Origin of the sequence: Phytohabitans maris (assembly GCF_031085175.1) — a bacterium.
Classification (GTDB): Bacteria; Actinomycetota; Actinomycetes; order Mycobacteriales; family Micromonosporaceae; genus Phytohabitans; species Phytohabitans maris.
This window is the reverse complement of record NZ_JAVHUY010000005.1, coordinates 253510-275496: the sequence shown is the minus strand read 5'-3', so window position 1 is coordinate 275496 and position 21987 is coordinate 253510. Positions and strand designations below refer to the sequence as shown.

Genomic DNA, 21987 nt, shown 5'->3' with positions numbered 1-21987 from the left:
GTTGGTGGCCACCGCACGAGGGAGGCTTCGCCTCGGACCGCCCAGACGGGTGATTGGCCTGGTGGGGCCGCTCGCGGTGGTCGCATCCTCGCATCCACGGATGTGGTTGCGGGAGGTGCACGGTCATGGCAGCGCGTGTGTCCAGAACGAACGCGGTGACGGTCAACGACGTACTCGACGGGCGCAAGCTGCTGGAGATCGACTGCCTGGACCGGGTCTATCTCACCTTGTCCGTGCCGAACCTGATGGTGGGCGGCCAGGTGGTCAGCTTCCTGACCCAGCATGAGGGCAAGCCGGTGCCATCACCGGCGTTGCTGGAACGCCGGGGACAGACGTTCCGCCGGGCCGTGATGTCGTTCGCGCGGGCCAACGACATCCCGGTCATCAGCTTTGCTGGGAAGAAGGACAACAGCAGACCGGGTGTGCTGGCCGACAGCCCGTGGCCGGAACGCAAGATCGATCAGATGATGCCGCTGATCCGCAAGGCCGCCGCCACCGGCCGGTCTCAGGTCGCCGCGATCGGCGTCGCGCAGGAATACCAACGAGTCTTCACCGGCACCAAGTCCGAAACCGGGACCGGCGCGGTGTGGTTCTCCTACCAACGGGTCGAACGCCGGGTCACCTGCTACTACTTCTACCTATGGGACGAGCAGGTCGGCCCGGCGTTCATCAAGATCTGCGCCTACTTTCCCTACCCGGGCAAGATTTGGATCAACGGGCACGAGTGGGCCAAACGCCAAGCCACCGCAGCGGGTGTCGGCTTCACCGAACTGTCCAACGGGTTCGCCTCCTGTGACGAGCCCGCCGCGCTGCAGGACATCTGTGACCGGCTCGGCCCCGGCACCATTACGGTGTTCGCCGAACGCTGGTGGGCCCGGCTGCCGTTGCCGTTCACCGGCACCGACCGGCAGGCCGGCTACTGGTGGGACATCTCCATGCGCCAGGTCGAGGTCGCCAAGACCATCGTGTTCAGCGCACCCCACCACGCTCGGGCCTTCTTCGAAGCCCTCGCCGCGGACAACCTGGACATCGGCCGCCCCGACAACATGGAGATCATCTTCAACCGGCAGGTCCGCTCCACCACCCACGGCGTGTTCCGCACCGCGATCGACCGGGACAACGACGGCGTCGTCGTCAATGCCTTCTACCGCCACTCGCGGATCAAGTACTACCTCAAAGACCGCCGCGCGCTGCGTATCGAAACCGTCATCAACGACACCTACGACCTGCGCGTGCTGCGCCGCCTGGAACACCTCGACGAACTCGTCGTCAAGGCCCGTGACGTCAACCGCCGACTGTTGGACACTATCCGGGTCGGTCAGGGCTGTGTCCTGGCGAGCCCAGCCATCGAGCGGGTCGCCCAGCCCACCCTCACCGAGGACGGCAGGAGGGCCCCAGCGCTTCGCTTCGGCGACCCTCGGGTCATGGCCCTGACCGGCGCCCTATGCCTGAACCTGTTCGCCGTCACCGGCATCACCAACAACAGCCTTCGCGCCTTGACCGCCCGGCTGCTCGGCACCAGCTACAGCACCAGCCAGATGACCTACGACCTGCGCCGGCTACGCGCCAACGGCCTAATCCACCGGATCGAACACACCCACACCTACACCCTGACCCCCGACGGGCAACGCCTAGCGATCTTCTACACCAAACTCCACAACCGACTCCTACGACCACTCACCGCCGCCGACCAGCCTCAAGCCCCACCCACCCTCCGCCACGCCCTAGCCACCATCGACCAGCACGTCGAGGACTACATCACCCGCACACGACTGAAAACCGCGGCCTGAAAACCTGACCCTCGTACTCAGATTCCCAAACCCAAGGATCTAGCGGCCGGGGCCGGCAACGAAGCCCCGGCCGGCAGCGCGACCTGGCGGCCGGCGCCGGCAACGAGGCGACGCCGGCCACGGCCGCTGGTCGGCGAGCGCGGTCACCTCGGCCACCGCCGCGCCGGCCGGGGCCTGGTCGGCGCCGGCCTTACCCGAACGCGGCCACCAGCGACGCCGGCCCGCAAGCGACCGAAGCTCAGGCGGTGACGACCGTCTTCAGGTCGTCGGCGCGGTCGGTGCGCTCCCAGGTCAGGTCGGGCAGCTCGCGGCCGAAGTGGCCATACGCCGCGGTCTGCCGGTAAATCGGACGCAACAGGTCCAAATCACGGATAATCGCCGCCGGCCGCAGATCGAACACCTCACCAATCGCCTTCTCGATCCGATCCACCGGCACGGCCTCGGTGCCGAACGTCTCCACGAACAGGCTCACCGGGTGTGCCTTACCGATCGCGTACGCCACCTGCGCCTCACACCGCTCCGCCAAACCAGCCGCCACCACGTTCTTGGCCACCCACCGCATCGCATACGCCGCCGACCGATCCACCTTCGACGGATCCTTACCCGAAAACGCACCACCACCATGCCGGGCATACCCACCGTAGGTATCCACGATAATCTTCCGCCCGGTCAAACCCGCATCACCCATCGGACCACCGATCTCAAACCGACCCGTCGGATTGACCAGCAGCCGGTAACCCTCGGTCTCCAGCCCCAAACCCTCCAACTCCGGGGCGATCACATGCTCCCGCACGTCCGGGGTCAGCAGCGACTCCAACGAAATGTCCGCCGCGTGCTGGCTGGAAACCACCACCGTGTCCAGCCGCACCGGCCGCAACCCGTCGTACTCCACCGTCACCTGCGTCTTGCCGTCCGGCCGCAGATACGGGATCGTCCCGTCCTTGCGCGCCACCGACAACCGCCGCGCCAGCCGATGCGCCAAAGCGATCGGCAGCGGCATCAACTCCGGCGTCTCCGAGCACGCGAACCCGAACATCATCCCCTGATCACCAGCACCCTGCGCATCCAACGCCGACTCCGAGCCACCAGTACGCAACTCGAACGCGTTGTCCACACCCTGCGCGATATCCGGCGACTGCGACCCGATACTCACACTCACACCACACGAGGCGCCATCGAAACCCTTGCGCGAGGAGTCATACCCGATCCCCAGGATCGTCTCCCGCACGATCGCCGGAATATCCGCGTAGGCCTTGGTGGTGACCTCACCGGCCACATGCACCTGACCGGTCGTGATCAGCGTCTCCACCGCGACCCGGCTACGCCGGTCCTTGGCGAGCAGGGCATCCAGGACCCCGTCACTGATCTGATCAGCGATCTTGTCCGGGTGGCCCTCGGTCACCGACTCGGACGTGAACAGACGACGCGCCACGACACCATCCCCCTTGCTCGACCTTTATCCGAGGGTAGAGGCCCGCGCTGGAACGCGGGTGGAGACGGCCGGGCTCAGCCAGTCGCGCTCGCTGGGCGCCAAGGCGGCCGGCAAGCCCTAGCGGGGCAGCGCCTGCTGGAGCTCGGCGCGGAGCGCCGGGGTCAGCATCTCGCCGGCCTGCTTGGCCAGCCGCGCCATCTCGTAGCCCACCACGCCGATGTCGGCGTCACCCGCGGCGAGGGTGGCCAGGATCGAGCCGTCCCGGATCGCCATCACCAGGAAGTAGCCCCGGCCCAGCTCCACCACGGTCTGCTTGACCACGTCGTTGTCGAACATCTGCGCCGCGCCGGTGGTGATGCTCATCAGACCGGAGGTCACCGCAGCCAGCTTGTCGGCGTGGTCGCGGGGCAGGTGGTCGGAGACCGCGACGAGCAGCCCGTCGGAGGAGACGACGATCGCGTGTGCCACGCCCGGGGTCCGATCGGCGAACGCGCTGACCAGCCAGCTCAGGTCACGGGCATCTTGACTGAGCTCACTCACAGCGCCTCCTCGGACCGCTGGGCGCCGTCATGGTCGAGCATCGCGAGCAACGCTCACTCACGTTGAATTCGCCTCCTGGTTGATCGTTCGCCGCAGGTCATCGCTGTCCTCCGCTTCGGCCCGGCGGACACCGCTGTAGTACTTGGAGAGCATGCTGCCCACGGCCTCGGGGTCCGGCTCCACCCGCGAGGTCGGCACGGGCGCCGCCGGCCGCGGCTGCTCGTCGACGGGAGGAAGCTGCGCCATGGGTACCCGCAGCGGCAGCCCGTTCGCCATCGTGCCGCCGGTGATCGGCACGGATGGCGGGGTGGGGCCACCGGGGCCGGTGGCGGCCGGCGGCATGGCGGCCGGGCCGCCGTTGAGCCCGCCGGCGCGGCCCCCGCCCTGCCGCGACCACCAGGTGCTGCCGGTCTCCGTCGCGGTGGCGCCGGCCGACTTGAGCACGTCTTCGGCACGGGTCAGCCCGCGCCGGGCCCGGGCCGCGGCCCCCGCCTCGGCGGCCGGGAGCGCGGGTGCGGGCGCCCGCTGCGGTACCCCGGGCCGGGGCGCCGGCGCGGCGGCCAGGCGCAGCTCGCGGGTGACCGAGTCGGGTACGGCGGCGACGGCGGCGAGCACCGGCCGGGCCGGCGGCTCGGGCAGCGCGCGGGCCGGCGGGGCGGGCGCGAGCAGGCTCGGCGGCAGCCAGATGCTGGCGATTATGCCCCGCTCGGCGGCGACCAGCCGGACCCGGATCGCGTGCCGCGCGGCCAGGTGGCTGACCACGAACAGGCCCATCCGCTCGGAGGCGGCCACGTCGGCAGCGGGCGGCTCGGCGAGCAGCGCGTTCGCCTCCTCCAGCGCCGCCTCGCTCATGCCCAGCCCCTCGTCGACGATCTCCACGGCGCCGGTGCGGCCGCTGGCCGCGCGCGTGGTCATCTTCACCTGGGTGAACGGCGCGGAGAAGTTCGTGGCGTTCTCCAGCAGCTCGGCGAGGAGGTGGACGACGTCGGCGACGGCGTGGCCGACCACGTACAGGTTGTCGACGGCCTCGTGCCGCACCCGCGGGTACTGCTCGATCTCGGCGGCGGCGGCCATCGCCACGGCGGAGAGCGCGACCGGCTCGTTCCAGCGGCGGCTGGACTCCGTGCCGGCGAGCACCAGCAGGCTCTCGTCGTTTCGGCGCATGCGGGCGGCGAGGTGGTCGAGCTTGAACAGGTTGGCCAGCTGGTCCGGGTCGCCCTCCTCGCGCTCCAGCTCGTCCAGCAGTTCCAGCTGTCGCTCGACAAGTACCTGGCTGCGGCGGGCCAGGTTGACGAACATCGCGTTGACGTTGCGCCGCATGACCGCCTGCTCGACGGCGAGGTCGACGGCGCTGCGGTGCACGGCGACGAACGCCTCGGCCACCTCGCCCACCTCGTCCATCGAGCGCACCGTCGAGGGCGGTACCTCGATCGTGGGTACGCCGTGGCCGACGCCGCGCAGCCGTTCGATCGCGTCGGGCAGCTCGTCCTGGGCCACGTGCAGCGCGTGGCGGCGCAGCTCGCGCAGCGAACGGGCCACCGACCGGCCGATCATGACGGAGATGACCAGGGCGATCAGCAGGACGGCGAGGACCGAGCCGGCCACCAGCAGGGTCTGGCGCAGCTGGTCGCCGCTGCGCGCCCCGGCCTCGTCGACCGCGTCGCCGAGCACGTCGGTCTCGACCTGGCGCAGCAGGTCGTGCCGGTCCTGGCTCAGCGACCACCAGCGAAACGGTTCGAGCACCTTCGCCTCGCCGCTGCCGGTGGCGATCGTGGTCTGCTCCATCGCGACCGCCGCGCCGAACTTGGGGTCGGCGGCCGCCCGCTCGTACCGGAGGATCTGGTCGTTGGTGGCCGCGACCCGGAAGTCGGCGAGGGCGGTGAGCTGCTGGGCCCGCAGGTCGGTGAGCTCGACCTGGTCGGTGGGGCCGTAGTCGCCGGCGCTGGCGGCGGCGTAGAGGCGGGCGCGCAGCCGGGAGCCGATCTCCTTGATCCGGGCGAGCTCGACGTAGCGCAGCACCATCTCGGTGAGCTCGGGTCGCTCGACGCCGGGCGAGGGCTGGGCGAGCAGGGTGAGCAGCGCGTCGATCGTGCGGGTGTAGTTGCCGATCACGGTGTCCGCGCTCACCGCGCCGCCGGCCACCGCGCCGCGCAGCGTGGGCAGGTCGTCGACCGCGTCCCGGGCCCGGTTGAGGGCGACCTGCCAGGCCGCGTCGCCGCTGGCGAGCGGGTCGGCCGCCTCGCGGAACTCGGCGGCGGAGCGGTCCACCGCCACGTAGTACTGCCGGATGTCGGCGGTGGCCTGGTTGGCGGTCATCTTCCGGGCCTGCAGCGCGGCCAGGTTGCCGGCGGTGCGGTCGCGCTCGCTCTGCAGGTCGTGCACCAGCGTGGTGACCTCCTGGCCGAGCGCCACCTGGTCGGCGAACTCGTCGAGCACCGTGGCCTGGCCGATCAGCGCGCTGGTCTGCACGCCGGCCACGACCATGAAGGCCAGCGAGGGGATGACAAGTACCGTGGCGAGCTTCGTGCGCATTCGCCAATCCCGGACGCGGAACCGCGAACGCCGCCGATGTGGGATAACCCGGACATCGAGCCGCCGTCGGTGTCGCGGAACCGTCCGGTCCGACGGCTCCGGGGCAGCAGCGACCACGCCTCCCCCTTACCTCGTACCCGGCCTGACGAGGAGCGGAGTCCATCCAATCAGGCACGCCGTCGGTGTCAACGGCGCGACCAGCGACAAGTTCACGAAGGATACAGCGGAGGACGGGATCTTGCCGGTACCGCCGAGGGGGCCTCCTCCATCCGGACGATGCTGTCCGCGTCAGCGACCCGCCGGGACCAGCCCCGCGGCGAGGAGTGCGGCCCCGGTCGCACCGACCTCCGGGTTGTCCACGTGCCGTACCGCCCGGGGCGCCAGCGCCGCCTGGAACGCGCGGCGCCACCACGGCTGCGCGGCCACCGCCCCACCGCCGAGCACCACCTCGGTCATACCATCCACAGTGGACTCCAATGTGGCCAGGTCGCGGGCGACCATCGCGCAGACCCCGTCCATCAGCCCGGCGAAGATCTCGGCGGGCGTGGTGGAAAAGGCCAGCCCGGCCAGCGTCCCCGCACCGGCCGGCGCGGTACCGGGTGGACGGTCGCCGCCCAGCCGCGGGTCGGCCCGCACCTCCGTCCGCCCCGGCGTGATCGCCGAGAGCTCCCGCTCCAGCGCCTCCCCCTCGGGCAGCTGGAGCGTCTTGCGGGCCCAGGCGAAGAGGTTTCCGCCGGCCGAGTACGCGGCGCCGGTGACGATCCGCTCGTGGTCCACCCGGTAGCGCCACACCGACTCCGGCAGCGGGGGCAGCGGCGCGCCCGGCGCCACCGGCTGTACCAGCCGCACCGCGGCCGACGTCCCGACGGTGACCGCCGCGCGGGTCGGGTCGACGCAGCCGGTGCCCACGTTGGACGCGGCCCCGTCGCCGGTCGCCGGCGCCCAGGGCACGTCCGCGAGGGCGGGCCAGCGGCGGGCGTACTCCTGGCGCGCCCGCCCCCGCCAGCCGGCCGGTGCCAGCGGCGGCACCTCGGCCCGGGTGACGCCGGCGATCGCCAGGGCCTCCTCGTCCCAGTCGAGCCGGGCCAGGTCGAGCAGGCCGGTGCCGGAGGCCTGGGACACCGACATCGGCGCCTCGGTGAGCAGCGCGCCGAGCACGAACTCGGGCAGGCCGGTAAACCGGGCCAGCCCGGGGCCGCTCCACGCGCGCAGCCAGGGCAGCTTGACCGTCCAGTAGAAGCGGTGCCACCACGCACCGGTGCGCTGGTGGAACGCGCGCGGGTCGGTCGGCCCGGTGGCGCCGGCGGCCGGCGTGGGGCGGGTGTCGAGCCAGGTGACCAGCGGCCCGAGCGGCGCGCCGGCCCGGTCCAGCGGGACGGCGGAGTGCCACTGGGAGGAGGCCGAGACCAGCCGTACCCCGTCGAGGCGCCCGGCGGCGTGCAGCTCGTCCACGCAGTCGACCAGCGCGGCCAGGTACGCGGCCGCGTCGAGCGTGGCCGCGCCGCCGTCGTCGACCGCCACCTCCACCGGCCGGCGGGCCAGCACCCCGGGCAGCGGGACCGCCGCGTCGTCCAACACCAGCCCGCGTACCGACGACGTGCCCAGGTCCAGCGCGAGAATGCTCATCGCCGCCACCGTATCTGTTACGCTCCCGCACATGTCCGCGCGCTTGAGTTCCTGGTGGCCCGCCACACCGGCGGCCCACCCCACCCGCGCGTAGCAGATACCCACGCGGCCGCCTCGTAAGGCGGTCGCCCGGCGTTCCGACGCACCGGTTGTCCGCCCCGAGCGGCCCCCGGCCCGGAGGAATGTACGGATGGATCTTCTGACCCTGCTCGACCCCGCCGACCGCCGCCCTTTCGCGCTGCTGCGCCGCGAGGGTGCGGCGCACATCGAGGTCTTCACCGGCGACGTGACCAGCGTCGACCGGCTCGCCGAGATACCCCTGCCGGCCGCGCGCAGCGGACCGGCGACGCTCGCGCTCGTCCCGTACCGGCAGATCACCGAGCGGGGCTTCGCCTGCGTCGACGACGGCGCACCGCTGGAGTGCCTGGCGATCCGCTCGTACGGTGAGGTGCCGCTCGCCGCCGCGCTGGCCCTGCTGCCCGACACGCCGGAGGTGGCCCGGGACGGCCGGTTCGACATCTCCGACGAGGAGTACGGCGAGACGGTCGGCGCCGTGCTCCGCGACGAGATCGGCCGCGGCGAGGGGGCCAACTTCGTCATCCACCGCACGTTCACCGCGCACGTGGACGAGCCGCTGCGGGCCGCGCTCGCCGCGTTCCGCCGGCTGCTCCTGGCCGAACGCGGCGCGTACTGGACCTTCCTCGTCTACACCGGCAGCCGCGTGCTGGTCGGCGCCACCCCCGAGCGGCACGTCAGCGTCGAGGACGGCCTGGTCATGATGAACCCGATCAGCGGCACGTTCCGCCACCCGGACGGGCCGGCCGGGCGGGACGAGCTGCTGGAGTTCCTGGCCGACCCCAAGGAGATCGACGAGCTCTACATGGTGCTCGACGAGGAGCTCAAGATGATGGCCACCGTCGCCGACCACGGCGGCCAGGTCATCGGCCCGTACCTCAAGGAGATGGCGCACCTGACCCACACCGAGTACCTGCTGGCCGGGCGGGGCTCGCGGGACGTACGGGAGGTGCTGCGCGAGACGATGTTCGCGCCGACGGTCACCGGCAGCCCGATCGAGAACGCGTTCCGCGTGATCGCCCGCCACGAGGGGCGCGGCCGGCGGTACTACGCGGGTGTGCTGGCGCTGCTCGGCCACGACGGCGAGGGGCGGCAGACGCTGGACGCGCCGATCCTCATCCGTACCGCGGAGATCACCCCCGACGGGGTACTGCGGGTGCCGGTCGGCGCCACGCTGGTGCGCCACTCGACCGCCGCCGGCGAGGTCGCCGAGACGCACACCAAGGCGGCGGGCGTGCTCGCCGCCCTGGGGCTGCGGCCGGCGGCGGCTCCGCGCCCGGCCGGCGACACCGCGGTACAGCTCTCCGCCGACCCGGCCGTGCGGGCCGCGCTGGCCGCCCGCAACGACCGCCTGGCCCGCTTCTGGCTGGACGAACGGGGACCGGTCGCGATCCCGGCCGCGGCGCCGAAGGCGCTGATCGTGGACGGCGAAGACACGTTCACCGGCATGCTGGCGCACCAGATGCGGTGGCTGGGACACGACGTCACCCGCCGCCCGTGGACCGACCCCGGGTCGCTGGACGGCTTCGACCTGGTGGTGGCCGGCCCCGGTCCCGGCGACCCGACCGACGTCGACGACGCCAAGATGGCCGCGATGCGCTCGGTGCTCACCACGCGGCTCCGCTCCGGCCGGCCGCTGCTCGCGGTCTGCCTCGGCCACCAGCTGCTGTGCGGGCTGCTCGGGCTGGACCTGCACCGGCGGGACGCGCCGTACCAGGGGCTGCGGCGCGAGGTGGACCTCTTCGGCCGGGTACGCCGGGTCGGCTTCTACTCCACGTTCACGGCACTCTCCGCGGTCGGGGCACTGACCACGCCGTACGGGCCGGTCGAGCTGGCCCGCGACCCGGCCGACGGCGCGGTGCACGCGCTGCGCGGGCCGGCGTTCGCGGGCGTGCAGTTCCACCCCGAGTCCGTGCTCAGCGAAGACGGCCTCGCCGTGCTGGCGGACCTGCTGAAGGCCCTGACCGAGGTACCCGCCGTGCATTAGCCGCGCCTTAAGCCTTTCTGTGGGATCGAACTCCGTCGTGGGGTGGTTCGTACCCCCCACGACACCCCACACATGGAGGCACCGTGCGACACGGAAACGTCGACCTGGGTCTGCTGCGCACCGGGGCACACAGCCCGTCGGTCTTCGCGCTCAGCCGCAGCATGGGCGATGGCACACCGATCGTCGACTTCTGCATTCCCTGCAACCCGTACTTCCCCACGCCCGACATGTTCGCCGCGCTGGCGCAGAACCTGGAGTCGATCCTCAAGTACTACCCGAGCGACTCCGCCGAGATCACCAACAAGCTGTGCAGCGTGCTCGGCCTGCACCAGAAGACGGTCGCGATGGCCAACGGCTCCACCGAGCTGATCACCTGGCTCGACCACCTGATGATCAAGGAGAGCATCGCCATCCCGATCCCGACCTTCGGCCGCTGGACCGACCAGCCGCTGGAGACCGGCAAGCGGGTCGACATGTTTCCGCTGCAGGAGGCGGACGGATACGCCCTCGACCTGGAGGAGTACGTCGCGTTCATCCGCAGCCGCGGCTCCCGCGTAGCGGTGATCTGCAACCCCAACAACCCGGACGGCGGCTTCCTGCCCCGCCGCGAGGTGCTCCGCTTCGTCGACGCGCTCACCGACCTCGACCTGGTGGTGGTCGACGAGTCGTTCATCGACTTCGTCGAGGCCGAGCGCCAGCCGTCGATCGCCCCGGACGCCGCCATCCGCCCGAACGTGGTGGTGCTCAAGAGCCTCGGCAAGAACTTCGGCCTGCACGGCATCCGCTTCGGCTACCTGGTGGCCAACCCGCAGATCGCCGGCAAGATCGCGAAGGTCCTGCCGAAGTGGAACCTCAACTCGCTCGCCGAGACCGTCGTCCACATGATCCAGGACTACGAGACCGAGTACCGGGAGAGCCTGCGCCTGCTCGCCCGCGACCGGTACCAGATGGCCGACGAGCTGAGCCGCGTGCCCGGCCTGACCGTCTTCCCCTCGCAGGGCAACTTCCTGCTGGTCAAGCTCCCGCCCGGATGGAGCGGCGTCGACCTGCGCGACTACCTGCTGTCCCGGCACGGCCTGTTCGTCCGCGAGTGCGGCAACAAGCTCGGCATGACCAGCCAGTTCCTGCGCTTCGTGGTACGCCCGCAGCAGGACGTGCGGCTGCTGGTCGAGGGCATGCTCGCCTACGGCCGCTACCTGCACGGCGAGTCGAGCCCGTCACTGTCCACCAGCGACGACCGCTACGGCACCTCCACCGCCCTGGAGCCCGACAACCTGATCCCCTACCCCGGCCGCCGCGGCCTGGCCACCGCGACGGCCAACTGACCCCAGACCTTCCCAATTAGGTATGCCGCGGGTCCACGCCACCCACTGACCGTTTGCGCGGGGGCCCCGGGGAAACGTGGAGCGCCGCGGAGCGTTTTCTTGGGGGTGCTTTCCCGCGGGCACCGCTCCGGCCGGCGGGCAGCGTCCACTGCCTCGTCTCTTGCGGGCCGGACGGGTTACAGCAGAAACCTGGTTTCTGCTGTAACCAGCGGCTTTTGAAGCAGCAGAAACCTGGTTTCTGCGCGGATCTTGATATGGGCGCACAGGCGGGGCAGCTCGAGAGCTTCCCGTACGCATCCATGGGTGCCGGCCGAAGGACGGCCCGCGCCAGCGTCAACATCACCAGCGAGGAACTGGCCGAAATCTGGACCGCGCACGTCATGTAGGCGTTTGAATCTTTGTTTCGACAGCGTAACGTCACCGCAGTCGATGCCGGCAGTCAACGTCGATTGTGGGGGGCCAGCATGTCCGTCCGTCGCGTCCTCGCGGTCTTCGCCGCGCTCCTCGCCGCCGCCGGACTGGCCCTGCCCGGCCCGGCCGCCGCGTCCGGCCGGCACGGGCTGGCGGGGCTGCACTCGCTGCGCTCGCCGGTCACCGACGAGTCGTTCTATTTTGTGATGGCCGACCGTTTCGCCAACGGCGACACCGGCAACGACCAGGGCGGGCTCGGCGCCGATCCGCTGGTCTCCGGCTTCGACCCGACCCGCAAGGGCTTCTACAACGGCGGCGACCTCAAGGGGCTGCTGTCCAGGATCGACTACATCCGCGGGCTGGGCACCACGTCGATCTGGCTGACGCCGAGCTTCAAGAACAAGGCCGTCCAGCTCGAGGACGGCCCCTCGGCCGGCTACCACGGGTACTGGATCACCGACTTCACCCAGATCGACCCGCACCTCGGCACCAACCAGGACCTGCGCGCGCTGATCGACGCCGCGCACCGCCGGGGCATGAAGGTCTACTTCGACATCATCACCAACCACACCGCAGACGTGATCGGGTACGAGGGTGGTGCCCGCCGCGGCTACGTCGCCAAGGACGCGGTCCCCTACCGCACCGCCGCCGGCGCGCCCTTCGACGACCGCGACCACGCCGGCGGGGCCACCTTCCCGCCGCTGAGCCCGGCGGTCTCGTTCCCGTACACGCCGGTGCTCGACCCCGCCGAGCAGGAGCTGAAGGTGCCGGCGTGGCTCAACGACGTGACGCTGTACCACAACCGGGGCGACACCACGTTCGTCGGCGAGAACTCGTACTACGGCGACTTCTTCGGCCTCGACGACCTGTTCACCGAGCACCCGCGCGTGGTCGCCGGCATGATCGACATCTACAAGGCGTGGATCCGCGACTTCGGCGTGGACGGGTTCCGGATCGACACGATGAAGCACGTCGACGACGAGTTCTGGCAGGAGTTCGGCCCCGAGGTGCTGGACTACGCGCGGCGGCAGGGCAAGCGCGAGTTCTTCATGTTCGGCGAGGTCTTCGACACGACCAAGAGCTTCACGTCGCACTTCACCACCGCCGACCGGATGCAGGCGGTGCTCGACTTCCCGTTCCAGGACGCGGCCCGTGGCTTCGCCTCGCGCGGCCAGCCGGCCGGCCAGCTCGCCACGTTCTTCGCCGGCGACGACTGGTACACCGACGCGGACTCCAATGTGTACGAACTCCCCACGTTCCTCGGCAACCACGACATGGGGCGGATCGGCCACTTCGTGACCGCCGACAACCCGGGCGCCGGCGACGCCGAGTGGCTGGCCCGGGACCGGCTCGCGCACGAGCTGATGTACTTCAGCCGCGGCAACCCGGTCGTCTACTACGGCGACGAGCAAGGCTTCACCGGCCCGGGCGGCGACCAGGACGCGCGGCAGACGATGTTTGCCAGCCGGGTGCCGGACTACCTCGACGACGACCTGCTCGGCACCGCCGCGACCCACGCGCAGGACAACTTCGTCCCCGGCCATCCGCTGTACCAGGCGATCGGGGGCCTCGCCGCGCTGACCCGCGCGCACCCGGCGCTGCGCGACGGCGCCCAGGTGCACCGGTACGCCGCGGAAGGCCCGGGCGTGTACGCGTTCTCCCGGCTGGACCGGCGCGACCAGCGCGAGTACCTCGTCGCGCTGAACAACAGCGAGCAGCCGCAGACCGCCGCCATCCCCACGTACGCGGCGCGCCGCGACTTCCAGCGCCTGTACGGCAGCGGCCCGGCCCGGGTAAGGTCCACATCGGACAGTGCGGTGACCCTGACCGTGCCGCCACTGTCCACTGTCGTCTACGCGCTGGACGGCCGGATCCCCGGTGCCAAGGCCGCCCCGCCGGTCACGGTCACCGGCGCCGCACCGGCCGAGGGCGCCCGCGGCCGCCTGCACGTCGCCGCGAGCGTGGCCGGCTCCTCCTTCTACGAGGTGGCCTTCTACGCCCAGAGCGGCAGCGGCCCGTGGCGCCCGGTCGGCGTCGACGACAACCCGCCGTACCAGGTGTTCCACGACGTGAGCGGGCTGCGGGCGGGCACGCCGGTGCGGTACAAGGCGGTGGTCCTGGACAACCGCGGCCACACCGCGACCAGCGCGGCCCGCGCCGCGACGGTGCCGGCGCCGCTGGTGTCGATCGAGGCGCCGGCCGAGGGGAGCCGGGTCCGCGGGACGGTCGAGGTCCGCGCGGTGGTCGACCCGGAACGGGCCACGCACACCGTTACCTTCGAACGCCGGATCGACGGCGGCGCCTGGACCCCGATCGGCGGCGACGCCACGTCACCGGTCTACACGGTCTTCGACCAGCTGCCGGCCGACCTCGCCGCCGACACCCCGGTCGAGTACCGCGCCACGGTCCGCGAGCCGGACGGCACCACCGCGACCGGTCCGGTACGCCGGGCACGGGCCGCCGGTCCACAAGCGACGGTCGCGACGCTGCACTACTACCGCCCGGCCGGCGACTACGGCGACCAGGACTCGGGCTGGGGCCTGCACATGTGGGGCGACGCGGTCGACCCGGCGGTGCTGGCCCAGGTCGCCTGGGACAACCCGTGGCCGTGGACCAGAATCGAGGGCGGCTGGGCCGAGTACGACATCCCGCTCGTCCAGGACACCCAGCCGGTCAACTTCATCATGCACCTGCCCTCCGGCGACTCGGTACCGGCCACGAGGGAGCCGGGCGGCGACCGTTCGTTCCTGCCGATCGACGCCCCGCAGGTCTGGATCGTCCAGGGCGACCCGACGGTCTACACCAGCCCACCCCCGATCTGAGGCCGGGGTTTTGCCGCTCTCGGGGAGGTTTCGCGGCGCGGAATGCGGTGAATACCGCAGGCGGCCCCAAGACCGCCGGGCCCACCGAGTCCTGCCGGAGGTGGATCGATGATCACGCTCGAACCCAGCCGCCGCTGAGATGGACTGGGCCGGGTGGGCCTTGTTCGGGCTGGTGGCCACCACCGCCCTCACCGCCGTATTGATCACCGCCCAGCTGGCCGGGCTCACCCGGCTCGACTTTCCCCTGGTGCTCGGCACCCTCGTCACCGACGACCCGGACAAGGCCCGGGTGGCCGGCTTCTTCATCCACCTCGCCGCCGGTCAGGGCTTCGCCTTCGGCTACGCGGCCACGTTCGCCCTGGTGAAGCAGGCCACCTGGTGGCTCGGGACGCTGCTGGGCGCCCTGCACGTGGCCGTCGCGCTGACGGTGCTGCTGCCGCTGCTGCCGGGTGTCCATCCCCGCATGGCGACGCATCGCGCCGGCCCGGCCAGCACCGCCGTGCTGGAGCCGCCCGGCCTGCTCGCCCTCAACTACGGCGTCCAGACTCCCGCGGTCGCGGTGGTCGCCCATCTCGTCTACGGAGCGGTGCTGGGGCTGCTCCTCCAAGCCCGCTGACCGGGAGGTGCCTTCCGTGACCGATGCGCGTGCCGGCGCACCGATCGGCGACTACGGGTTGCTCGGTGACACCCGCACCGCCGCGCTGGTGTCCAGTGCCGGTGCGATCGACTGGTTCTGCGTTCCCCGCTTCGACGGGGAGCCGGTCTTCGGCCGGCTGGTCGGTGGCCCGCCGGCGGGAACGTTCCGCCTCGGTCCGGCCACCCCGGCTCCGGTCGTCGAGCGCCGCTACCGCCGGCACACCGCCACCCTGGTGACGACCTGGCAGGTGGGCGGGGGTCGCCTCACCCTCACCGAGGCGATGGTGGCCGAGGTCGCCGGGCGGCTGCTGCCCGCGACGCTGCTCGTGCGGCGCCTGTCGGCGCAGGGCGCGGCGGTCGACGCCGTAGTCGAGTTCGACCCCCGCCACGGGGAACGGCAGCGCCCGCCCCGCGTCCGCCACCGCGGCCCGGCGCTGGTGTGCGAATGGGGCGCGCTCGCGCTCTGCCTGGCCTCCGCCCCGCGGGTCGACGTCGTGCCGGGTCGACCCGCGCCGGTCACCGTCGCGCCCGGAGAGCCGGTCACGTTCGTCCTGGCCGTCGCCCACCGGGAGCCGCTCGTCCACGTCGACCCGAGGGCGGCCTGGGACCTGCTGGCGGAGGACGAGGCCCGCTGGCGCGCCTGGTGCGCCGAGATCGACGAGGCGCTTCCCTTCCGCGACGCCGTCGTACGCAGCCTGCTGACGCTACGGCTGCTGACCTACTCGCCCTCGAACGCGCCCGTCGCCGCGCCGACCACCTCCCTGCCCGAGGACCCCGGCGGAGTACGAAACTGGGACTACCGCTACGTCTGGCCCCGCGACGCCAGCATCGGCATCGCCGCCTTCCTCGGCGCCGGCAAGCGCCGGGAGGCTCGGGGGTTCCTCGCCTGGCTCCTGCACGCCAGCCGCCTCCAGCGGCCCCGCCTGCCCGCACTGCTCACTCTCGACGGCCGCCACACACCACGCGAACGCGACCTGGCCGGCTGGAGCGGCTACGCCGGCAGCGCGCCGGTGCGGTTCGGCAACGGCGCGGCCGACCAGCACCAGCTCGACGGCTACGGCTGGGTGGTCGACGCGGCCTGGGTCCTGGTGCGGGCCGGGCACCGCCTGTCCGGCGAGACGTGGCGGACGATCCGCGGCTTCGCCGATCTCGTCGCCCACCACTGGTCCGAACCCGACGCCGGAATCTGGGAGGTCCGTAGCGCTCCGGCCCACCACGTGCACTCCAAGCTCATGGGCTGGCTCGCGCTGGACCGGGCGCTGCGCATCGCCGGCACCCACCGGCTCCCGGCCAGGCAGCGCCTGCGCTGGGAGACCGCACGGGAGGCGGTCGCCGCCGACGTCCGTACCCGAGGTTTCGACCCGGCCAAAGCCAGCTACGTGCGCGGCTACGGCGCCGCCGACCTGGACGCGGCACTGCTGCTCCTGCCGGTCATCGGCATCGACGACCCCGACTCACCGCGGGTGCGCGGCACGATCGCGGCCATCCGCCGCGAGCTCGGTGCCGGTGGCCCTCTGCTGTACCGCTATCCCCCGGGACGCGACGGCCTGCCGGGCACCGAGGGGGCGTTCCTGCCGTGCTCCTTCTGGCTGGTCCAGGCCCTCGCCGGCACCGGGCGGCGCGCCGAGGCGGTGGAGTTGTTTCAGGCGTTGCTCGATCGCGCCGGCCCGCTCGGCCTCTACGCCGAGGAGATGGACCCGACCACGGGCGCCTACCTCGGCAACTACCCGCAGACCCTCACCCACGCCGCGCTCGTCCAGGCCGCCCTGGCGATCCGGGAGGCGCCGGACGCGACGGGCTGAGCGACAGGCTGGGCCGGATCACCACGCCCGGGTGCCGGTCATGGCATGCCCACGGTCGCCGCGAGCGTCACGGTCGTGGGATAGGTCGTCTCCAGGCTGGAGATCTCGATGTAGGCGATGAGGCCCTCGTCGGTGCGCGCGCCGATGATGTCGCCTTCGGCGAGGTCGGCGAGCTGCGCGCGAGCGCCGCTGGTCACGCAAACCGGGGGGACCGGCGCGCGCCGGTCCCCCCGCCCCCGTGCCTGCTACGTGATCCTGATGGTCGGGCCGAACATGTCGTTGAAGTCAGGGTCGGACGCGTAGCCCTGGACGACGTCGCCGGCGTTCGCGCCGAGTGTCGGCGAAAAGCACACGACCCTGGTCCCCGCGGTGATCGTGCCCTCGCAGATCCGCCAGTCCAGGTACGTCGCGTTCCGGACGCTCCAGACCTCGGCGTCGTACCAGGCGGTCGTCCTGGCCACGACGATCAGCGCGCCCTGGTACGCCCGGCCGCTGACGATGCTGCAGACCTGCTCGTAGTAGTCGCCCCGGTCGACCGTCGCCCGGCAGTGCCAACTCGGCGTGAGACCCTGGAACGCGTACCAGTCAACGCGTTCGCCGAGAACCGCGCCGCGCGCGGTCGAGGCGTTCGCCGCGCCGGCGCCGCCGACCGTCACGCCCAGCGCGGTGAGAATCGCGAGCGCCGCGGTCGCCACGCGTGCACCCAGTTTCATCTGGACACCCCCAAATCCGTCGGTTCGTTCTGTGTCCATCGTGGAGACGGCGGGCCGCGGAGCGGGATGCCATTCGGGCAGCGCCGAATGACACCGGTCGTGCGCGGCGCGGGCTCATCGGTGAGGGCGGGGACGGCAGCCGTCCAGCAGCGCGGCGCCGGTCGGCGTGAGGCTGTGCAGGACGGTGTTGCCGGACCGGCGGGTGGCGATGAGCCCGGCGCCGCGCAGGATCGTGGCGTGTTCGCTGGCGGAGGGCGCGGAGATCCGCAGCCGGTGGGCGATCTCCTTCGTCGTGGCCGGGGCCCGGCCGACGGTATCCAGCACCGCGGCCCGGGTCGACCCGAGCAGTGCCGCCACGGCCCGGTCGCCGCAGGCGGGGGTCTTGCCGGGATGGTGGCCCAGCCAGTGCGGATCGCGCTCGACGGGATAGACCAGCACCGGTGGCAGCTCCGGGTTGATGAGCGTGACCGGCGTGCGCCAGCAGAAGAAGGACGGCACCAGCAGCAGCCCGCGGCCGCCCAGGTGCAGGTCGTAGTCCTCCGGGTACGGGCTGAGCAGCACCGGCGACTGCCAGCTCAACGGCTGGGCAGCCCGGCCAGGATCCGTTCCGGCCCGCCCAGCCGGGCGTCGCGGGTGCGGACCGCCCGGTCGGCGTCGAGGTAGGCGTTCATCTGGTCCTGGTAGGGACGGACGGCGACCTCGTGCCAGTCGCGCAACGCGGCGGCGACGTGGCCGAGCGCCAGCGCTTCCCCGTCGGCCAGCCGGCCGCTCCACGACGGCAGCCGGTGCCGCGCCGCGAGGTGGGTCAGGTCGCGGCGGATCAGGCGCCGCGGCGTGGCGCGTACGGCCTCCAGCCCGGCCTCCAGGCCGAGCGTGCCGGTGGTCGGGGTCAGCAGGTCGGCGAAGTCGCCGCGCGGCGGCGACAGCGGCAGCAGGATCTCCCGCGCCGAGCGGGGCGCCCGGTCCCGCACCTCGCGCCGCCACGGGTCGAACACGAGCCGGCCGTCGCCGTTGTGCAGCAGTTGCAGGCTCAACACCGTCTCCCACAGCGCGTCCGGATTGGCCGCGACGTGGGTCCGCGAAAGGTCTTCCGGCAGGAAGTGGATCCTCAACACATGGGCCCCCGTGAGCGCATGTGACGAGTGTTGGTGGCTACCGCCGGTCCACACCAGGGTTACATCGACAACCCGACATGTCCGGCTCGGCCGGACCGGCTACTTCGGGTGGTCGCCGCAGGTGGCGGTGCTGCACCAGCGGCGCCGTCCACTGTGGTCGACGAAGAGCCAGCCGCAGGTGGGGCTGGAGCAGGCGCACACGGTCAACCGGCGGCGGTCGGCGAGCAGCTCGCCGGCGCTCCGCGCGGCCGCGTGCAGCGGTGCGCGCAGTCCCGCTGACGGGGCCGGCCGCCAGCGCCCGAGACCGTCCGGCGCGCGGCGGAAGACCGAGACGGCGGCCGCGGCCTCCACATACGGGACGACGGCCGCGAACGCCTTCGCGTCCTCCGGCCGGGTGAGGCAGGCGTAGAGGCGGGCGCGCAGCTCGCGGGTCTCGTCGAGCACCACGGCCGCGCCGAGCGGGTCGCGCCGGGCGGCCTCGACCAGCTGGGTGACCGTGGCGTCGTCGAGCAGGTCCTGGTGGCCGGCCCAGACCGCCAGGGTCGGGTACCCGCGCAGCCACTCCGCGCCCGGCTGCCGCTCCCCGCCCCACCCGGCGTACGTGTTGCACAGCTCCAGCGCCGGATGGCCGCCGACGCTCCACGGCAGCCACAGGTCGCGGACCCGGACCGCGTACACCGGGGCGGCCGGCCGCTCCAGCCGCGGGTCGCCGGCCAGGATCCGCTGGTGCACGGTCTCCAGCTCGACGCCCGGCTCCACACCGGACCCGGTGGCCAGCGCCTTGCGGGCGAGGTCGTAGAGGGCCAGCGCGTCGGCCTGGCGGGCGGCCCGGTACAGGGCGGTCATCACGTGCGCGACCAGCCCTTCCCGGGTCGGGTGCGCACCGGCCAGGGCGGCGAGGTCGAGCGCGACCCGCTCGTGGTGGCCCATGTCGAGCAGCACCCGCGCGTACGCCTCGGCCGTGGCCAGCCGCAGGTCGGTCAGCGGCCCGCCGAGCCGCCGGCGCAGCGACTCACCGGCGAGGTCGGCCAGGAGCGGGCCGCGCCACAGGGCGAGCGCGGCGCCGCCGAGGCGTACCCGCTCGGCCAGGTCGCTCGTGGCCGCCGCCGCCCGGGCCAGGTCGGTGAAGCGGGCCGCGTCCACCTCCGCCCCCTCGACCGCGTACCCGCTCCCCCGGGTCACGATGCCGGCACCGTACGGCGCGAGGGCGGTGCGCAGGCGACCGACGTACGTGTGCAGCGTGCCGCGGGCGCTCGGCGGCGGCTCACCGTCCCACAGCAGGTCGGCGAGGCGGTCGATGGCGACGGCGTGACCCGCCTCCAGCAGCAGGATGGCGAGCAGCAGCCGCTCCTGCCGCCGCCCCACCACCACCGGCTCGCCCGCCGGCCCGGCCTCGAAGGATCCCAGCAGCCTGAACTCCATACCGTAAGGACGCTTCGATCACGCCAGTTCGGTGCAGAGCTCGCGCTCGGATCCGTGGTACACGGTCACGGTCTTGACGCCGTTGGCATCGAACGCCACGGTGTAGACGCCGTCGAAGACCCAGATCCCGCGCGGCCGGTTGCCGCCGCCCTCGCGAAAGCCGAAGAGCGCCGGCCCCACCACGTACCAGGTGGAGTTGGTGGTGAGGGTGCCGCCGGGCTGGTACTCGACGAGGGCGCTGCCGCTCAGGTCGACCTCCACCGTCTCGCCGCTGTCGGTGTTGGTCACGGCGAGGACCAGGTCGCCCACGTACGCCTCGCGCTTCGTCGAGCCGTCCGGATAGCGGGCCAGCACCCGGGTCTTCACCTCGTCGACGACGGGCTCGGCGTGCACCGGAAAGTCGCAGCGGGCACCGGCCGGCACGTCCCACGGGGCGGAGGGCGCGGGCACCCACGCCCCCGCCGCCAGCACGATCGCGGTCAGGAGAGTATGCATGGCTCCCGAGCCTGGCCCACCCGGCTGACCAGAGGCTCACCACGGGCGGGCCCGGACCTCAGGAGATCCCCGCCGCGCGCCCTTCGTGCAGCGTGATGTTGCGGCCGTCGGACGGGTCGAAGAGGTGGATCTTCTCCAGGTTGAACCACACCTTGTACGGCCCGCCCTCCCGCACCCGCGACTCGGCCGACAGGCGGGTCACCAGGTTGGCACCACCGGCCGGCAGGTCGGCTGCGCCCGCGTCGGCGGCGAGTTCCTCCAGCTCGGCCGAGCTGGCCCGCTCCCCCTCGACGGTCAGGTACACGTACTTGTCCGAGCCCATCGACTCGACCAGCTCGACCGGCGCCTCGAACTCCCGGCCCTTCGCCCGCGCCGCCTCGTCGACCAGCGCCGCGTCCTCGAAGTGCTCGGGCCGCACGCCGAGGATCATCTCCTGCGGCGCCTCGCCCCGCTCCAGCATCCCGCGCAGGCGGTCGCCGATCGGCACGTCACCCAGCGCCGTGCGAAGGGCGCCGTCGAGGGCCCGTGCGCTCAGGAAGTTCATCGCGGGCGAGCCGATGAAGCCGGCGACGAAGAGGTTGGCCGGGTGGTCGTAGAGCGTCTGCGGGTCGCCGACCTGCTGCACGACGCCGGCCCGCAGCACCACCACGCGGTCGCCGAGGGTCATCGCCTCGGTCTGGTCGTGCGTGACGTACACGGTGGTGGTGCCGAGCCGCTTCTGCAGGCGGGAGACGACCGTGCGCATCTGTACGCGCAGCTTGGCGTCCAGGTTGGACAGTGGCTCGTCCATCAGGAACGCCTTGGGGCTGCGCACGATCGCCCGTCCCATCGCCACCCGCTGCCGCTGGCCGCCGGAGAGGTTGGCCGGCTTGCGTTCCAGCAGCTCGGTCAGCTCCAGTACCTTGGCCGCCTCGGCGACCTTCTCGTCGATCGTGGCTTTGTCCAGTTTGGCCAGTCGCAGCGGGAAGGCCATGTTCTCCCGGACGGTCATGTTGGGATAGAGCGCGTACGACTGGAACACCATCGCGATGTCGCGGTCGCGCGGCGCCTTCTCGTTCATCCGCTCGCCGCCGATGCGCAGCTCGCCGCTGGAAATGTCCTCCAGACCGGCAATCATGTTGAGCAATGTGGACTTGCCGCAGCCCGACGGGCCGACCAGGATGACGAATTCGCCGTCCGCGATCTCCAGGTCGACGTCGCGGACGGCGACGGTGCCGTCCGGGTACTGCTTGCCGACCTTGTCCAGCACGATGTCTGCCATGGG

At 72.1% G+C, this 21987-nt stretch carries 18 protein-coding genes; 7 read left to right on the top strand and 11 right to left on the bottom strand.

Features of this window, described 5'->3' with window-relative positions; genetic code table 11:
• Nucleotides 1-125 precede the first annotated feature (125 nt).
• Complete coding sequence (locus tag RB614_RS07540) at nucleotides 126-1790, top strand: helix-turn-helix domain-containing protein (protein ID WP_308711638.1); 1665 nt, start codon at nucleotides 126-128, stop codon at nucleotides 1788-1790.
• 238 nt (nucleotides 1791-2028) lie between these two features.
• Here the strand turns inward: RB614_RS07540 and metK are convergent, their stop codons facing one another.
• The 4 genes from metK to RB614_RS07520 all read right to left on the bottom strand — a co-directional run bounded on the left by metK (nucleotide 2029) and on the right by RB614_RS07520 (nucleotide 7920).
• Nucleotides 2029-3222, bottom strand: a complete 1194-nt coding sequence (gene metK / locus RB614_RS07535; protein ID WP_308711637.1) for a methionine adenosyltransferase — start codon at nucleotides 3220-3222, stop codon at nucleotides 2029-2031.
• Between the two features lie 117 nt (nucleotides 3223-3339).
• Nucleotides 3340-3762 (bottom strand): roadblock/LC7 domain-containing protein, encoded by a 423-nt coding sequence (locus RB614_RS07530; RefSeq protein WP_173072002.1) that lies wholly within the window; start codon nucleotides 3760-3762, stop codon nucleotides 3340-3342.
• Nucleotides 3763-3819: 57 nt separating this feature from the next.
• Nucleotides 3820-6294, bottom strand: coding sequence for a nitrate- and nitrite sensing domain-containing protein (locus RB614_RS07525; RefSeq protein ID WP_308711636.1), 2475 nt, complete (start codon nucleotides 6292-6294; stop codon nucleotides 3820-3822).
• A 288-nt stretch (nucleotides 6295-6582) separates the two neighbouring features.
• Nucleotides 6583-7920, bottom strand: a complete 1338-nt coding sequence (locus tag RB614_RS07520; protein WP_308711635.1) for an FGGY family carbohydrate kinase — start codon at nucleotides 7918-7920, stop codon at nucleotides 6583-6585.
• Nucleotides 7921-8110: 190 nt separating this feature from the next.
• On the opposite strand from RB614_RS07520, the gene RB614_RS07515 reads away from it, so the two are divergent.
• The 6 genes from RB614_RS07515 (at nucleotide 8111) to RB614_RS07490 (ending at nucleotide 16978) form a co-directional block, all read left to right on the top strand.
• Nucleotides 8111-9982, top strand: a complete 1872-nt coding sequence (locus RB614_RS07515) for a chorismate-binding protein (RefSeq protein WP_308711634.1) — start codon at nucleotides 8111-8113, stop codon at nucleotides 9980-9982.
• 83 nt (nucleotides 9983-10065) lie between these two features.
• The gene (locus RB614_RS07510) at nucleotides 10066-11307 is read left to right on the top strand and encodes a pyridoxal phosphate-dependent aminotransferase (protein ID WP_308711633.1); all 1242 of its coding nucleotides are present in this window, start codon (nucleotides 10066-10068) and stop codon (nucleotides 11305-11307) included.
• Nucleotides 11308-11522: 215 nt separating this feature from the next.
• Nucleotides 11523-11693 (top strand): hypothetical protein, encoded by a 171-nt coding sequence (locus RB614_RS07505; protein ID WP_308711632.1) that lies wholly within the window; start codon nucleotides 11523-11525, stop codon nucleotides 11691-11693.
• A 78-nt stretch (nucleotides 11694-11771) separates the two neighbouring features.
• Nucleotides 11772-14540 (top strand): alpha-amylase family glycosyl hydrolase, encoded by a 2769-nt coding sequence (locus RB614_RS07500; protein WP_308711631.1) that lies wholly within the window; start codon nucleotides 11772-11774, stop codon nucleotides 14538-14540.
• Between the two features lie 139 nt (nucleotides 14541-14679).
• Complete coding sequence (locus RB614_RS07495; protein ID WP_308711630.1) at nucleotides 14680-15156, top strand: hypothetical protein; 477 nt, start codon at nucleotides 14680-14682, stop codon at nucleotides 15154-15156.
• A 16-nt stretch (nucleotides 15157-15172) separates the two neighbouring features.
• Nucleotides 15173-16978 (top strand): glycoside hydrolase family 15 protein, encoded by a 1806-nt coding sequence (locus tag RB614_RS07490; protein WP_308711629.1) that lies wholly within the window; start codon nucleotides 15173-15175, stop codon nucleotides 16976-16978.
• A gap of 38 nt (nucleotides 16979-17016) precedes the next feature.
• Here the strand turns inward: RB614_RS07490 and RB614_RS07485 are convergent, their stop codons facing one another.
• The 7 genes from RB614_RS07485 to RB614_RS07455 form a co-directional block, all read right to left on the bottom strand.
• Nucleotides 17017-17175: a hypothetical protein gene (locus RB614_RS07485; protein ID WP_308711628.1), complete on the bottom strand. Its 159-nt coding sequence runs from the start codon at nucleotides 17173-17175 to the stop codon at nucleotides 17017-17019.
• Nucleotides 17176-17223: 48 nt separating this feature from the next.
• The gene (locus RB614_RS07480) at nucleotides 17224-17691 is read right to left on the bottom strand and encodes a hypothetical protein (RefSeq protein ID WP_308711627.1); all 468 of its coding nucleotides are present in this window, start codon (nucleotides 17689-17691) and stop codon (nucleotides 17224-17226) included.
• Between the two features lie 114 nt (nucleotides 17692-17805).
• Entirely contained in the window at nucleotides 17806-18270 is a 465-nt protein-coding gene (locus RB614_RS07475; RefSeq protein ID WP_308711626.1) for an ArsR/SmtB family transcription factor, read from the bottom strand.
• Nucleotides 18267-18806, bottom strand: coding sequence for a hypothetical protein (locus RB614_RS07470; protein WP_308711625.1), 540 nt, complete (start codon nucleotides 18804-18806; stop codon nucleotides 18267-18269). Before RB614_RS07470 ends, RB614_RS07475 begins: the two co-directional genes overlap by 4 nt.
• Nucleotides 18807-18905: 99 nt before the next feature.
• Nucleotides 18906-20228: an AfsR/SARP family transcriptional regulator gene (locus RB614_RS07465; protein ID WP_308711624.1), complete on the bottom strand. Its 1323-nt coding sequence runs from the start codon at nucleotides 20226-20228 to the stop codon at nucleotides 18906-18908.
• Nucleotides 20229-20246: 18 nt separating this feature from the next.
• Nucleotides 20247-20723 carry a hypothetical protein gene (locus RB614_RS07460; protein ID WP_308711623.1) on the bottom strand — a complete coding sequence of 159 codons (477 nt, stop codon included), beginning with the start codon at nucleotides 20721-20723 and terminating at the stop codon, nucleotides 20247-20249.
• A gap of 58 nt (nucleotides 20724-20781) precedes the next feature.
• A complete protein-coding gene (locus tag RB614_RS07455) occupies nucleotides 20782-21984 on the bottom strand; it encodes an ABC transporter ATP-binding protein (RefSeq protein WP_308711622.1) in 1203 nt (400 codons plus the stop codon).
• Nucleotides 21985-21987: the final 3 nt, after the last annotated feature.

Excerpts from the sequence above, each read along its gene's own strand:
- RB614_RS07480 (WP_308711627.1), bottom strand. The coding sequence starts at position 17,691 with ATGAAACTGGGTGCACGCGTGGCGACCGCGGCGCTCGCGATTCTCACC.
- RB614_RS07540 (WP_308711638.1), top strand. The coding sequence starts at position 126 with ATGGCAGCGCGTGTGTCCAGAACGAACGCGGTGACGGTCAACGACGTA.
- RB614_RS07515 (WP_308711634.1), top strand. The coding sequence starts at position 8,111 with ATGGATCTTCTGACCCTGCTCGACCCCGCCGACCGCCGCCCTTTCGCG.
- RB614_RS07520 (WP_308711635.1), bottom strand. The coding sequence starts at position 7,920 with ATGAGCATTCTCGCGCTGGACCTGGGCACGTCGTCGGTACGCGGGCTG.
- RB614_RS07455 (WP_308711622.1), bottom strand. The coding sequence starts at position 21,984 with ATGGCAGACATCGTGCTGGACAAGGTCGGCAAGCAGTACCCGGACGGC.
- RB614_RS07495 (WP_308711630.1), top strand. The coding sequence starts at position 14,680 with ATGGACTGGGCCGGGTGGGCCTTGTTCGGGCTGGTGGCCACCACCGCC.
- RB614_RS07500 (WP_308711631.1), top strand. The coding sequence starts at position 11,772 with ATGTCCGTCCGTCGCGTCCTCGCGGTCTTCGCCGCGCTCCTCGCCGCC.
- RB614_RS07460 (WP_308711623.1), bottom strand. The coding sequence starts at position 20,723 with ATGCATACTCTCCTGACCGCGATCGTGCTGGCGGCGGGGGCGTGGGTG.
- RB614_RS07525 (WP_308711636.1), bottom strand. The coding sequence starts at position 6,294 with ATGCGCACGAAGCTCGCCACGGTACTTGTCATCCCCTCGCTGGCCTTC.
- RB614_RS07465 (WP_308711624.1), bottom strand. The coding sequence starts at position 20,228 with ATGGAGTTCAGGCTGCTGGGATCCTTCGAGGCCGGGCCGGCGGGCGAG.